At 70.4% G+C, this 13370-nt stretch carries 13 protein-coding genes; 1 reads left to right on the top strand and 12 read right to left on the bottom strand.

Features of this window, described 5'->3' with window-relative positions; genetic code table 11:
- Nucleotides 1–10: 10 nt before the first annotated feature.
- Entirely contained in the window at nucleotides 11–652 is a 642-nt protein-coding gene (locus tag ACFQZY_RS07920; RefSeq protein ID WP_377414786.1) for an LON peptidase substrate-binding domain-containing protein, read from the bottom strand.
- A 59-nt stretch (nucleotides 653–711) separates the two neighbouring features.
- Between ACFQZY_RS07920 and ACFQZY_RS07915 the strand changes: the two genes are divergently transcribed.
- Nucleotides 712–1257 carry a YggT family protein gene (locus ACFQZY_RS07915; RefSeq protein WP_377414783.1) on the top strand — a complete coding sequence of 182 codons (546 nt, stop codon included), beginning with the start codon at nucleotides 712–714 and terminating at the stop codon, nucleotides 1255–1257.
- A 96-nt stretch (nucleotides 1258–1353) separates the two neighbouring features.
- On the opposite strand, the gene accD is transcribed toward ACFQZY_RS07915, so the two are convergent.
- The 11 genes from accD to leuC form a co-directional block, all read right to left on the bottom strand.
- Nucleotides 1354–2226, bottom strand: a complete 873-nt coding sequence (gene accD, locus ACFQZY_RS07910; RefSeq protein ID WP_377414780.1) for an acetyl-CoA carboxylase, carboxyltransferase subunit beta — start codon at nucleotides 2224–2226, stop codon at nucleotides 1354–1356.
- A 34-nt stretch (nucleotides 2227–2260) separates the two neighbouring features.
- On the bottom strand, nucleotides 2261–3070 hold the full coding sequence (trpA, locus tag ACFQZY_RS07905; protein WP_377414777.1) for a tryptophan synthase subunit alpha: 810 nt from the start codon (nucleotides 3068–3070) through the stop codon (nucleotides 2261–2263).
- Entirely contained in the window at nucleotides 3067–4332 is a 1266-nt protein-coding gene (trpB, locus tag ACFQZY_RS07900; RefSeq protein ID WP_377414774.1) for a tryptophan synthase subunit beta, read from the bottom strand. The genes trpA and trpB overlap by 4 nt, the downstream gene beginning before the upstream one ends.
- Entirely contained in the window at nucleotides 4329–4997 is a 669-nt protein-coding gene (locus ACFQZY_RS07895; RefSeq protein WP_377414771.1) for a phosphoribosylanthranilate isomerase, read from the bottom strand. Before ACFQZY_RS07895 ends, trpB begins: the two co-directional genes overlap by 4 nt.
- The gene (truA, locus tag ACFQZY_RS07890; protein ID WP_377414768.1) at nucleotides 4994–5824 is read right to left on the bottom strand and encodes a tRNA pseudouridine(38-40) synthase TruA; all 831 of its coding nucleotides are present in this window, start codon (nucleotides 5822–5824) and stop codon (nucleotides 4994–4996) included. Before truA ends, ACFQZY_RS07895 begins: the two co-directional genes overlap by 4 nt.
- Nucleotides 5821–8406, bottom strand: a complete 2586-nt coding sequence (locus ACFQZY_RS07885; protein ID WP_377414765.1) for a FimV/HubP family polar landmark protein — start codon at nucleotides 8404–8406, stop codon at nucleotides 5821–5823. Before ACFQZY_RS07885 ends, truA begins: the two co-directional genes overlap by 4 nt.
- A gap of 221 nt (nucleotides 8407–8627) precedes the next feature.
- Nucleotides 8628–9758: an aspartate-semialdehyde dehydrogenase gene (gene asd / locus ACFQZY_RS07880; protein ID WP_377414762.1), complete on the bottom strand. Its 1131-nt coding sequence runs from the start codon at nucleotides 9756–9758 to the stop codon at nucleotides 8628–8630.
- Between the two features lie 314 nt (nucleotides 9759–10072).
- Entirely contained in the window at nucleotides 10073–11143 is a 1071-nt protein-coding gene (gene leuB / locus ACFQZY_RS07875; protein WP_377414759.1) for a 3-isopropylmalate dehydrogenase, read from the bottom strand.
- A 6-nt stretch (nucleotides 11144–11149) separates the two neighbouring features.
- Nucleotides 11150–11800: a 3-isopropylmalate dehydratase small subunit gene (leuD, locus tag ACFQZY_RS07870; RefSeq protein ID WP_377414756.1), complete on the bottom strand. Its 651-nt coding sequence runs from the start codon at nucleotides 11798–11800 to the stop codon at nucleotides 11150–11152.
- A 5-nt stretch (nucleotides 11801–11805) separates the two neighbouring features.
- Nucleotides 11806–11928 (bottom strand): entericidin A/B family lipoprotein, encoded by a 123-nt coding sequence (locus ACFQZY_RS07865; RefSeq protein ID WP_377414753.1) that lies wholly within the window; start codon nucleotides 11926–11928, stop codon nucleotides 11806–11808.
- An 11-nt stretch (nucleotides 11929–11939) separates the two neighbouring features.
- Nucleotides 11940–13361, bottom strand: coding sequence for a 3-isopropylmalate dehydratase large subunit (leuC, locus tag ACFQZY_RS07860; protein WP_377414750.1), 1422 nt, complete (start codon nucleotides 13359–13361; stop codon nucleotides 11940–11942).
- Nucleotides 13362–13370 lie beyond the last annotated feature (9 nt).

Raw genomic sequence — 13370 nt, 5'->3', positions numbered from 1 at the left:
GCCGGCGCGTTCAGTCGCCCGCCTGCCCGTGGCGTGAGAGCACATCCCCGACCAGCTCCAGCCGCAGCAGCGGCGTGTCCAGCTCCAGCAGCTGCTGCTTGAGCGCCGGCGCCAGCGGCAGCAGCTCGCACCAGCGGTTCGCCACCCACCCGCAGTCCTCCAGGTGCCAGGGCTCGGCCACCGGGGACAGGGCGCCGGCGCGGGCCGCCTGCGCGCGCAGGCGTTCGAGCACCTGCGCCAGGGCGAGGCCGGTGTCCTTCAGGTCGTCGGGCACCGGCACGGGCAGGTCGTCGGGCAGCAGCTCGGCGTCGCCGACCCACAGTCCGTGCTTCAACTGCCCGCTGCGCCGCAGGCGGAAACGCTGCAGGCCCTCGGCGCGGATCATCAGCAGCCCGGGCTGCGGCGCCTCCACTTCGAGCAGGCGGGCCAGCGTGCCCACTTCGGCGAAGCGCTCCTGCGGCGCGCCGGCCTGCCGCACCTCGTGGCCCTGCGTGAGGCAGACCACGCCGAACGGCGTGCCCGCCGCCTGGCAGCGGCGGATCATGTCCAGGTAGCGGACCTCGAAGATGCGAAGCGGCAGCAGGCCGCCGGGAAACAGCACCGTCCCCAGGGGGAACAGCGGCAGGTCGTGCAGGGTCGGGGGCGAAGTCACGCGGTCGTCGGGCAGGGCGGGCCGCTATCATCCCACGAGCCTCAATCCTCCCTCGTGACATGCTGTTCCAGATCATCTCCCTGTTGCTCGATGTGGCTGCCGGCCTCCTCGGAGGCGCCTGCCTGCTGCGGCTGTACATGCAGCACCAGCGCATCCCCTTCGGCAACCCGGTGGGCCGCTTCGTCTTCGCGCTGACCGACTGGCTGGTGCTGCCGCTGCGGCGCGTGCTGCCTGCGCTGGGCCGCATCGACACCGCCAGCCTCGTGGGGGCCTGGCTGATCGAGTTGCTGCACATGGCGCTGCTGTGGGGCCTGCTCGGCGCCCGCGAGTCCGCCGCGGTGCTGCCGCTGCTGGCGCTGTTCGGGCTGGCGCGGCTGGTGATCTCCTCGCTCACCGGCCTGGTGATCGTGGCGGTGCTGCTGTCGTGGGTGCGTTCCGACTCGCTGGTGGCAGACATCATCGAGCGCCTGTGCGCGCCGCTGCTGCGCCCGTTCCGCCGCGTGATTCCCCTGGTGGGCGGGATCGACCTGTCGCCGCTGGTGCTGCTGCTGCTGCTGCAGGTCGCGGGGATCATGCTGGCCGCCCTGCAGGCGTCGGTGCTCTGAGGGGCGGGCGGCACGCGTCCGCGCCCTCCGGCGCCATGAAAAACGGCCTCCGCGCGGGAGGCCGTTTTCATGTGCGGTGTGCGCCGTGCCGGGGGCTCAGCTCACCGCGTCCGCCGGCTGCCGCTGCAGCATGGCCAGCGCGCTGGCGACGGTCTTGCGCAGCTCGCGGCGGTCGCAGATGAAATCGACCGCGCCCTTTTCCTGCAGGAACTCGGCGCGCTGGAAGCCCTCGGGCAGCTTCACGCGCACGGTGGACTCGATCACGCGCGGGCCGGCAAAGCCGATCAGGGCCTTGGGCTCGGCGATCACGATGTCGCCCACGAAGGCGAAGCCGGCGCTGACGCCGCCCATGGTGGGGTCGGTCAGCACGCTGATGTACGGCAGGCCCTTCTTGGCCAGGCGGGTGAGGGCCGCGTTGGTCTTGGCCATCTGCATCAGCGAGAGCAGGCCTTCCTGCATGCGCGCGCCGCCGGTGGCGGTGAAGCACAGGAACGGCACCTTCTGCTCGATGGCCGACTCGACGCCGCGCACGAAGCGCTCGCCCACGACCGAGCCCATGCTGCCGCCCATGAAGTCGAACTCGAAGCACGCGGCCACCAGCGGGATGCTGTGGACCGCGCCGCCCATGACCACCAGGGCGTCGGTCTCGCCGGTGTTGTCCATGGCCTCCTTGAGGCGCTCGGGGTACTTGCGGCTGTCCTTGAATTTCAGGGCGTCGACCGGCACCACTTCCTGGCCGATCTCGTAGCGGCCCTCGGCGTCGAGGAAGGCGTCGAGGCGCGCGCGCGCGCCGATGCGGTGGTGGTGGGTGCAGGTGGGGCAGACGTTCTGGTTCTGCTCCAGGTCGGTCTTGTACAAGACCGTCTCGCAGCTCGGGCACTTGATCCACAGGCCTTCGGGCACGCTGCGGCGCTCGGTCGGGTCGGTGGGCTGGATCTTGGGGGGCAGGAGTTTCTCGAGCCAGGACATGGGGTGTTCCTTGGTGCGGGGTTAACCCGGGATTTTATGCGTCGAGCGCCTGGCGGATGCCGCGCAGGAAGTCGGCCGCCGCCGGCACCACGCGCTCGCGCGGTTCGTTCTCGATCACCTGGATCAGCTTGGTGCCGATCACCACGGCGTCGGCCACCTTGCCGATGGCCTGGGCCGTCGCGGCATCGCGGATGCCGAAGCCCACGCCGACCGGGATGTGCACATGCTGGCGGATGCGGGGCAGCATCTGTTCGACAGCGCCCGTGTCCAGGTGGCCGGCGCCGGTCACGCCCTTGAGCGAGACGTAGTAGACGTAGCCGCTGGCCACGCGGGCCACCTGCTGCATGCGGGCGTCGGTGCTGGTGGGGGCCAGCAGGAAGATCAGGTCCATGCCGTGGGCGCGCAGGTCGGCGGCGAACTGCTCGCACTCCTCGGGCGGGTAATCCACGATCAGCAGGCCGTCGACGCCGGCGGCGGCGCAGTCGCGGATGAAGCCGCCCTTGCCGTGCTTGATGTCATAGGCCTCGACCGGGTTGGCATAGCCCATGAGGACCACCGGCGTGCTGTCGTTGCCCTGGCGGAAGGCCTTCACCGCCGCCAGCACCTGGGCCATGCCCACGCCCTGGGCCAGGGCGCGCTCGCCGGCCTTCTGGATCACGGGGCCGTCGGCCATGGGGTCGGAGAAGGGCACGCCCAGTTCGATCACGTCGCAGCCGGCATCGGCCATGCCCTGCATGAGGGCGGGCGTGATGTCGGCGTAGGGGAAGCCGCTGGTGACGTAGGGAATGAGGGCTTTGCGGCCTTCGCTTTTCAGCTTCTCGAAGGTCTTGGCGATGCGGCTCACGACTTGAACTCCACGGGACGCACTTCGCCCTTGACGCTCTGGCCCCGGCAGGAGGGGCGGCAATAGAAATCGGCGTTGGACAGGTCGGCCACGGTGCCGATGTCCTTGTCGCCGCGCCCGGACAGGTTCACCAGGATGTGCTGGTCGGGCTTCAGGGTCTTGGCCAGCTTCATCGCGTAGGCTACGGCATGGCTGGACTCGAGGGCGGGGATGATGCCCTCGGTGCGGCACAGGTAGTGGAAGGCGTCCAGCGCCTCGGCGTCGGTGATGCCGACGTACTCGGCGCGGCCGATGTCCTTGAGGAAGGCATGCTCGGGACCGACGCCGGGGTAGTCCAGGCCGGCGGAGACGCTGTGGGTCTCGGTGATCTGGCCGTTGTCGTCCTGCAGCACGTAGGTGCGGTTGCCATGCAGCACGCCGGGGTGGCCCTTCTGCAGCGAGGCCGAGTGGCGCGGCGTGTCCAGGCCCTCGCCGGCGGCTTCCACGCCGATCAGGCGCGTGCCCTCGAAGGGGATGTAGGGGTGGAAGATGCCCATGGCGTTGCTGCCGCCGCCCACGCAGGCGATGACGGCGTCGGGCTGGCGGCCGGCCATCTCGGGCATCTGCTCGATGGCCTCCTTGCCGATCACGCTCTGGAAGTCGCGCACCATCATCGGGTAGGGGTGCGGGCCGGCCACGGTGCCGATGATGTAGAAGGTGTTCTCGACGTTGGTGACCCAGTCACGCATGGCCTCGTTGAGGGCGTCCTTCAGGGTGCGCGAGCCCAGTTCCACCGGCACCACGGTGGCGCCCAGCAGCTTCATGCGGTAGACGTTGGGGCTCTGGCGCTTGACGTCTTCGGCGCCCATGTAGACCACGCACTCCAGGCCGTAGCGGGCGCAGATGGTGGCCGTGGCCACGCCGTGCTGGCCGGCGCCGGTCTCGGCGATCACGCGGGGCTTGCCCATGCGCTTGGCGAGCATGGCCTGGCCGATCACGTTGTTGATCTTGTGGGCGCCGGTGTGGTTCAGGTCCTCGCGCTTGAGGTAGATCTGGGCGCCGCCCATTTCACGGCTCATGCGGGCCGCGTGGTAGATGGGGGAGGGGCGGCCGACGAAGTGCTTCAGCTCGTACTGGAATTCGGCGAGGAACTCGGGGTCGTTCTGGTAACGGGCGTAGGCCTCGCGCAGTTCGGCGATGGCATGGGTCAGCGTCTCGCTGACGAAGCTGCCGCCGAAGATGCCGAAGTGGCCGGCGGCATCGGGTTGGTCATAGGCGATCATGATGCGGGTCCTGCAAGGCGTTCGTCGGCGGCGCGCACGGCGGCGACGAACTGGAAAATCTTGTCGGCGTCCTTGAGGCCCTTGGAGGCCTCGACGCCGGAGCTCACGTCAACGGCCAGCGAAAGCGCGCGTGGCCGCACCTGGGCGATGCCATCGCCCACATTTGCAGGTGTCAACCCACCAGACAAGACGAGGTGAGCGTTGACGTTTGTTGGAATGCGTGACCAATCGAATGCCTTGCCGGCGCCGCCGAAGCCCTCGACATGGGCGTCGAGCAGGATGGCCTGGGCGCCGGAGAACTCAGAGGCGAATGCTAGCAAATCGAAAGGCACGGCCGGATCCAGGGGGATGCGGGCCGCGCGCATGAAGGGGCGGCCGGCTGCCTCGCAGGCGGCAGGCGACTCGTCGCCGTGGAATTGGAGCAGGGCGTCGGGCACGCGTTCGCAGGCGGCGCGCACGCTGTCCAGCGGGGCGTTCACGAACAGCAGCACCGGGGTCACGAAGGGCGGCAGGCGCCGCGCCAGTTCGGCGGCGCGCTGGGGCGTGACGTAGCGGGCGCTTTTCTCGTACAGGACGAAGCCGACGGCGTCGGCGCCGGCGGCGACGGCGGCATCAACGTCCTGCTCGCGCGTCAGGCCGCAGATCTTGAGGCGGGTGCGGGTCATGGGAGCCAATCATAGGCGGCGGTGCGGCTGGGCAATCCCCAGCGCTCGTCGTAGACCGGTCCCAGGAAGTACAGCCCGTCGGGCGAGAAGGTCGGCGCCGCGGCGTCGCGGCTGCGGGCCTCGCGCACCTGCCGCATCCAGTCGGGCGGCTGCAGGCCCTGGCCCACGACGACCAGGCAGCCCATGATGTTGCGGATCATGTGGTGCAGGAAGGCGTCGGCCTCGAACTCGAAGCGCCAGTAGGCGCCGCGGCGGGTGATGTCGATGCGGCGCATGTCCTTGACCGGCGTGCGGGCCTGGCACTCCGAGGCCCGGAAGCTGGTGAAGTCGTGCTCGCCCAGGAGGTGGGCCGCGGCCTGCAGCATGGCCTGCTGGTCCAGCGGCCGGAAGATCCAGCCGGCGCGGCCGGCATCCACACTGGGCCGCACCGCCGACTCGAGCAGCACATAGGCATAGCGCCGCCCCGTGGCGCTGGCGCGCGAGTGGAATTCATGCGGCACCGGCTGGGCCCACTGCACCGCGATGTCCGGCGGCAGGAAGCGGTTGGTCCCGCGCACCCAGGAGAAGGGCTCGCGCGTGAGCGGCGTGTCGAAGTGCACCACCTGCATGAGGCCGTGGACGCCGGCGTCGGTGCGGCCGGCGCAGACGGTGGACACGGGCTGCGCCGCGAACTGCGCGAGCGCCGCTTCGAGCTTGTCCTGCACGGTATTGCCCGAAGGCTGGCTCTGCCAGCCGGCATAGCCCTGGCCGCTGTAGCTCACGCCCAGCGCCCAGCGTTGGAGGGGACGGCCCGCGGAGTCCAGGTGGGCGGGCGTGGCGGCGGTCAACCGAGCTCGTCCAGCAGGCGCTGGGCCCGCTGGCGCAATTCACCCGAGGCCTCGGCCAGCACCTCGGAAGCGAGGGCGCGGGCGCCGTAGGTGTCGCCGATGGTGGCGCACTCCTCGGCCAGGGCGAGCTTGGTGGCGAGCGGGTCGCCGGCTTCGTCCTCCGGCGGCGCCGTCGGGGTCGAGGCGACCGGGCCGGTGTGCCGGGGCGGCGGGTCCAGGTCCAGCGAGATGCCGGAGAGGTCGAAGTCGATCATGCCGCCGGAGGGCGGGGCCGGGCGCGCCGCAGCCGCCTCGGAGGGCGCCGCCGTGGCAGCGGCTGCCGGCGCAACCGGCGCCTGGGCCGGTGCGGCGGGCGTGAACGAGGGAATGTTCAGGTCCAGGTCCATCAGCGCCTGCGGCAGCGGCGGCGCGGCCGGGGCGGGGGCCTCGGCCACCGGGGGCAGGGGCGCGAGCTCGTCGTCGTCGGCCGGCAGCGGTTCGGGCAGGCGGGGCGCGGCGGGAGCGGTCGTAGCCGTGGCCTGCACCGGCTGCAGGGCGGGCAGGTCGAGGTCGATCTCGTCGAGGTTCAGGTCCAGCGGGCGGCCGGCCGCGGTGTCGATGGCGGCTTCGTCGCCAGGGCGGGCCTGCGGCTCGGTGGACGGGCCGGTGCTGTCGCCGGCGAAGGTGTCCGGGCCCTCGGCCTGCGTGTCGCTGGCGCTGGTGGAGAGCCAGTCGGCGGGCTGGTACAGCAGGTTGGACGGGTCCAGGTCCTGGCCGAGGTTGGCGATGTGGTTCCACTCGGGGCCGCGGCCCTGGGTGAGGGCGCGGGCATCGCGGGCCAGGTCCTCGAAGGCGTGGGCGTCCTGGCGTTTGGCGTAGATCTCGAGCAGCTTGACGTGGATGGCCAGGCGCTGCGGGTTGGCGCGCAGGGCTTCCTTGAGGATCTCCTCGGCCTGCAGGTCGCGGCCGTAGGCGAGGTAGACGTCCGCCTCGGCGACCGGGTCGACGTCGCCGGCCGCGTCGAGCTGGCTGGGGGAGTAGACCATCGAGCTGCCGGGGCCGCCCGGGCCTTCCGCGGTGTCGATGCGCTGGCCGCCGCTGCCGCCGAAGAAGGAGTCGGCCTGCAGGCGGCTTTCGATGAAGGCGCTGTCGTCGACGCCGGTGGCGTTGCGGCGCCGCAGCGCGACGACGAGGGCCGCCAGGGCGGCGATGAGGCCGGCCGCGGCGGCGGGAATGATCGGGTTCTCGAGCAGGCTGTCGAGGAAGCTGGGGCTGTCGGCCGTCTCGGGCTTCGAGGCCGGCCTTGCGGCAGACGCCGGGGCGCTGGCCGGGGCCGAGGCCACCGGCGCCGGCAGGGCCGTGGCTTCCGGGGCGGGGGGGGCGGGCGCGGCGCTGGCGGCGGCGTCCGCGGCGGGGGCCGAGGCGGGCAGGGCAGCCGCCGGCACGCCGACGCCAGGAGCCGACGCGCCCGTACCGGGGCCGGTCGACGCGGCGCCCAGGCGGTTCAGCTCGGCGATGTTCTTGTTCAGTTCTGCGATGCGGGTGGCGGCGTCCTGGGCGGCGCGCTCGCGGGCGATACGCTCCTCGGCGGCCTTGGGGTCGACACGGCCTTCGACCGAGCCCTTGGAGAGCGTGAGCCGATCGGGCGTGGGCTCGGTGGCGCGCTTTTCCTGCACCTGGGCCTCGACCTTGCCGGAGGCCTCGCGGCTGGGGGCCTGGGCCGGCGGGGCCGTGGTGGTGCTCTCGGCGAGGCGGCGGCGGAACTCGTTGAAGTCCCGGCTCTGGGCGACGATGGCCTGGCGGGCCTCGCCCGAGGGGATGGCCGCGGCCTGCGACTCGCTGGGCAGGTCCAGCACGGCGCCCGCCTTGAGGCGGTTGACGTTGCCGCCGGAGAAGGCCTGCGGGTTGGCGCGCAGCATCGCCAGCAGCATCTGGTCGAGAGAGACGGTGGGCGGCTTGCGGCTGGCGGCGATGCGCGCGGCGGTGTCGCCGGCGCGCACGGTGACACGGCCGCCTTCCGCCGGCGCAGCGGCGGAGGCGGCGGCGGGCACACGCGAGCCGGGGGCCGGGGCGGCAGCCTGCGCCGGGCTGGCGGGTGCGGCGGGTGCAGGCACCGAACCGGGCGCGGTGGCGGTGCCGACCTGCGGGGCCAGCGGCGCGGGGGCCTGGGGCGCGGCCTGGCGGGTGGCCGGCGGGTCGAACAGCAGGGTGTAGTCACGCACCAGGCGGCCGGCGGACCAGGTGGCTTCGAGGACGAGGTCGACGAAGGGCTCGGAAACGGCGCGGGTGGTGGACAGGCGCAGCACATAGCTGCCGTTGGGGCGTTGCTGGAGTGTGACTTGCAGGTCGGCCAGGGCGGCGCTGCGCTCGACGCCGGCGGCGCGGAAGGCTTCGGCCGAGCCGGCGGCTGCGCGCAGGCTGGCGGCCTCCTCGGCGGTGATCTGCGGGATCTCGATCTCGGCGCGCAGGGGCTCGCCGAGGGTGGACTGGACCGTGACCCGGCCCAGCGCCAGGGCGTGGGCATCGACAGCCGCGAACCCGAAGGTCAGGGCGGTGGCGAGCGCGACGGCGGAGGCTCGCCAGGACGGCTCAGGCGACCGCACTGCTCGGGACGCAGGCAGCTTTTTTCTCATCATGCGGGGATTCGCCTTGAGACTGAATGGACTGCGGGGACCATAGCAGTAAATGACTGGAAGTGACAAGACGAGTCGGGAAATGACCGAAGGCATATATGGCCCGCGGCGGATCCCTCGCGGTGGCCCGTTGCCATGTGACAACGGCCTGCAACTCGGGGTTACAGGCCGTTGTCAGTTGTGTCTGCCGATCAGGCTTCCAGCAGGATGCGCAGCATGCGGCGCAGCGGCTCGGCGGCGCCCCACAGCAGCTGGTCGCCCACGGTGAAGGCGCCCAGGTAGTCGTTGCCCATGGCCAGCTTGTGCAGGCGGCCGACCGGGACCGTGAGGGTGCCGGTGACGGCGGCCGGGGTGAGTTCACGCTCGGTGATCTCGCGCTGGTTCGGCACGACCTTCACCCAGTCGTTGGCGCCGGCGATGATGCCCTCGATCTCGTCGAGCGGGACATCCTTCTTCAGCTTGATGGTCAGGCCCTGCGAGTGGCAGCGCATGGCGCCGATGCGCACGCACAGGCCGTCGATCGGGATCGAGCCGGCGCTGCGGAACGGCGCGTTGCCCAGGATCTTGTTGCACTCGGCGCCGCCCTTCCACTCTTCCTTGCTCTGGCCGTGCTCGACGGGCACGTCGATCCAGGGGATCAGGCTGCCGGCCAGGGCGGTGTTGCGGAAGTTCTTGGTCGGGAAGGCGGCGTCACGCATGGTGGCGGCCACCTTGCGGTCGATGTCCAGGATGGCGGACGAGGGGTTGGCGAGGTCGTCCTTCACCGCGTCGTGCAGCGCGCCCATCTGGGACAGCAGCTCGCGCATGTTCTGCGCGCCGGCGCCGGAGGCGGCCTGGTAGGTCATGGCGCTGACCCACTCGACCAGGCCGTGCTGGAACAGGCCGCCCAGGCCCATCAGCATCAGGCTCACGGTGCAGTTGCCGCCGATCCAGTTCTTGCCGCCCTTGGCCAGGGAGGCGTCGATGACGTTGCGGTTGACGGGGTCCAGGATGATGACGGCGTCATCGGCCATGCGCAGGGCGGAGGCGGCGTCGATCCAGTGGCCGTTCCAGCCGGCGGCGCGCAGCTGGGGGTACACCTCCTTGGTGTAGTCGCCGCCCTGGCAGGTGATGATGATGTCGCACTTCTTCAGGGCCTGGATGTCGTTCGCATCCTTGAGCGTCTTCTCGTTCTTGGCCATGGCCGGGGCGGGGCCGCCGGCGTTGGAGGTGGAGAAGAACACCGGCTCGATCAGGTCGAAATCGCGCTCGGCCTGCATGCGGTCCATCAGGACCGAGCCCACCATGCCGCGCCAGCCGACCAGGCCTACCAACTTGCTCATTTCATCGCCCTTTCAAAAGTCAGAAACAGGTCCACGCCTGACTGTCTTGCCCGGCTCGTCTGGCCGGGAAGGGCGCACGACGAACCGGAGCCGTTCAGCCCGTAATGGTCGTGGTTTTGATGGAAATTGCACGTGCGCCGGCAGCCACCATGGCGGCAGCAGCGGTGTTCAGGGTGAACGGGCGGACGGCAAACATGGGCCCGATTGTAGCGGATGGGCTTATCCGGGCCTGACAGGCGAGGCCGGGCAGGCGGCCCGGGCCGCAAACGGCAACGCGCCCGAAGGCGCGTTGCTGCCGGCGTGGGGCGTGGGTATCAGCCCAGCGCCTTCACCACCGCATCCCCCATCTGCACCGTGCCGACCTTGGTCGTGCCTTCGCTGTAGATGTCGGGCGTGCGCAGGCCCTGCGACAGCACCTTCTTGACGGCCGCCTCGATGCGGTCGGCGGCTTCGGCCTGGTTCAGGCTGAAGCGCAGCATCATCGCGGCGCTCAGGATGGTGGCCAGCGGGTTGGCCACGCCCTTGCCGGCGATGTCCGGCGCGGAGCCGTGGCTCGGCTCGTACAGGCCCTGGTTGCCGGCGTTCAGGCTGGCCGAGGGCAGCATGCCGATGGAGCCGGTCAGCATGGAGGCTTCGTCCGAGAGGATGTCGCCGAACATGTTGCCGGTGACCACCACGTCGAAGAACTTGGGCTGCTTGACCAGCTGCATCGCGGCGTTGTCCACGTACATGTGGTCCAGCGTCACGTCGGGGTACTCCTTGCCCACCTCGGTGACCACGTCCTTCCACAGCTGGAAGGTCTCGAGCACGTTGGCCTTGTCCACGCTCGTCACATGCTTGTTGCGCTTGCGCGCGGCCTGGAAGGCCACATGGGCGATGCGCTCGATCTCCGGGCGCGAGTAGCGCATGGTGTCGAAGGCTTCCTCGGCGCCGGGGAAGTGGCCGTCGGTGGCCACGCGCCGGCCCCGGGGCTGGCCGAAGTAGATGTCGCCGGTCAGCTCGCGGATGATCAGGATGTCCAGGCCGGACACCAGTTCCGGCTTCAGGCTGGAGGCGTGCGTGAGCTGCTCGTAGCAGATGGCGGGGCGGAAGTTGGCGAACAGGCCCAGGTTCTTGCGCAGGCCGAGGATGGCCTGCTCCGGGCGGAACTGGCGCTCCAGCTTGTCGTACTTCCAGTCGCCGACGGCGCCGAACAGGATGGCGTCGGCTTCCTTGGCCAGCTTCAGGGTGGACTCGGGCAGCGGGTGGCCATGGGCGTCGTAGGCGACGCCGCCGACCAGGGCCTGCTCCATCTCGAAGGGAAGGCCCAGGACCTTCAGGACCTTGACCGCCTCGGCGACGATCTCGGTGCCGATGCCGTCACCCGGCAGGACTGCAATCTTCATCTGTGTTTATCCGTTCATGGTGTGGGCGAGCCACGGCTTGGTGGCCAGGCGCTGCGCTTCGTAGGCCTGGATCTTGTCCTTGTGGCGCAGGGTCAGGCCGATGTCGTCGAAGCCATTGAGCAGGCAGTACTTGCGGAAAGGCTGGACGTCGAAGGGCAGCTCCTCGCCCTGGCCCTTGACCACCACCTGGCGCTCCAGGTCGATGGTGAGCTCGTAGCCGGGGAAGGCCGCGACCTCGTCGAACAGCTTGGCCACGGCGGCCTCGGGCAGCACGATGGGCAGCAGGCCGTTCTTGAAGCAGTTGTTGAAGAAGATGTCGGCGTAGCTCGGCGCGATCAGGGCGCGGATGCCGAACTGCTGCAGCGCCCACGGGGCGTGCTCGCGCGAGGAGCCGCAGCCGAAGTTCTTGCGCGCCAGCAGGATGGAGGCGCCCTGGTAGCGGGCCTGGTTCAGCACGAAGTCCGGATTGGGCTTGCGGCTGGCCGGGTCCTGGCCGGGCTCGCCGCGGTCCAGGTAGCGCCACTCGTCGAACAGGTTCGGGCCGAAGCCGGTCTTGCGGATCGACTTGAGGAACTGCTTGGGGATGATGGCGTCGGTGTCGACGTTCTCGCGGTCCATCGGGGCCACGAGGCCCTTGTGCACGGTGAATTTGTCCATGGTGATTACTTCTTCGCTGCGTTCTCGATGGCGTTGCCGGCCTTCTGGATGTCCTCGCCGAGGCCCCTGACGGTGTTGCAGCCGGCCAGCACGAAGGCGGCGGCCAGCACAGTGGCGATCAGTTTCATGGTCGGTCCTTTCAGGCGAACTTGCGGATGTCGACGAAGTGGCCGTGCACCGCGGCGGCGGCGGCCATGGCCGGCGACACCAGGTGGGTGCGGCCGCCCGCGCCCTGGCGGCCTTCGAAGTTGCGGTTGCTGGTGGAGGCGCAGCGCTCGCCCGCCTCGAGGCGGTCGGCGTTCATGGCCAGGCACATCGAGCAGCCCGGCTCGCGCCACTCGAAGCCGGCGGCCTTGAAGATCTCGTGCAGGCCTTCGCGCTCGGCCTGCTCCTTCACCTGGCCGGAGCCGGGAACCACCATCGCCACCTTGACGTTCTTGGCGACCTTCTGGCCCAGCTTCTTGACGACGGCGGCAGCCTCGCGCATGTCCTCGATGCGGCTGTTGGTGCACGAGCCGATGAAGACCTTGTCGATGAAGACGTCGTCGATCGGCTTGCCCGGCTCCAGGCCCATGTAGGTCAGCGCGCGCTCGATGGCGCCGCGCTTGGTGGCGTCCTTTTCCTTGTCGGGGTCGGGCACGCGGCCGTCGATGCCCAGCACCATCTCGGGCGAGGTGCCCCAGGTGACCTGCGGCACGATCTGCGCGGCGTCGAGTTCGACCACGGCGTCGAACTTGGCATCCGCGTCGGAGTGCAGGCCGCGCCAGTAGGCGACGGCCTGGTCCCACTCCACGCCGGTGGGCGACAGCGGGCGGCCCTTGACGTACTCGATGGTCTTGTCGTCCACGGCCACCAGGCCGGCGCGGGCGCCGGCTTCGATGGCCATGTTGCACACGGTCATGCGGCCTTCCATGGTCAGGCCGCGGATGGCGGAGCCGGCGAACTCGATGGTGTAGCCGGTGCCGCCGGCGGTGCCGATCTTGCCGATGATGGCCAGCACCACGTCCTTGGCGGTGACGCCGCGGGCCAGCTGGCCCTCGACCTTCACCAGCATGTTCTTGGCCTTCTTGGCCAGCAGGGTCTGGGTGGCCAGCACGTGCTCCACCTCGGAGGTGCCGATGCCGTGGGCCAGCGCGCCGAAGGCGCCATGGGTGGAGGTGTGCGAGTCGCCGCAGACCACCGTCATGCCCGGCAGGGTGGCGCCGTTCTCGGGGCCGATCACGTGCACGATGCCCTGGCGCTTGTGCAGGAAGGGGAAGTAGGCGGCGGAGCCGAACTCGGCGATGTTCTTGTCCAGCGTCGTGACCTGCTCCTTGGAGATCGGGTCGGTGATGCCGTCATAGCCCAGCTCCCAGCCGGTGGTGGGCGTGTTGTGGTCGGCGGTGGCGACCACGGAGCTCAGGCGCCAGACCTTGCGGCCCGCCTCGCGCAGGCCCTCGAAGGCCTGGGGGCTGGTGACTTCGTGCACCAGGTGGCGGTCGATGTACAGCACGGCGGTGCCGTCTTCCTCGGTGTGGACGACGTGTTCGTCCCAGATCTTGTCGTAGAGGGTGCGTCCCATGGGGCAGGT

The sequence above is a fragment of the Ramlibacter sp. GCM10027632 genome (assembly GCF_042675325.1).
Lineage (GTDB): Bacteria > Pseudomonadota > Gammaproteobacteria > Burkholderiales > Burkholderiaceae_C > Ramlibacter.
The sequence above is the reverse complement of the archived record's forward strand: the minus strand, read 5'-3'. Positions and strand labels throughout refer to the sequence as shown.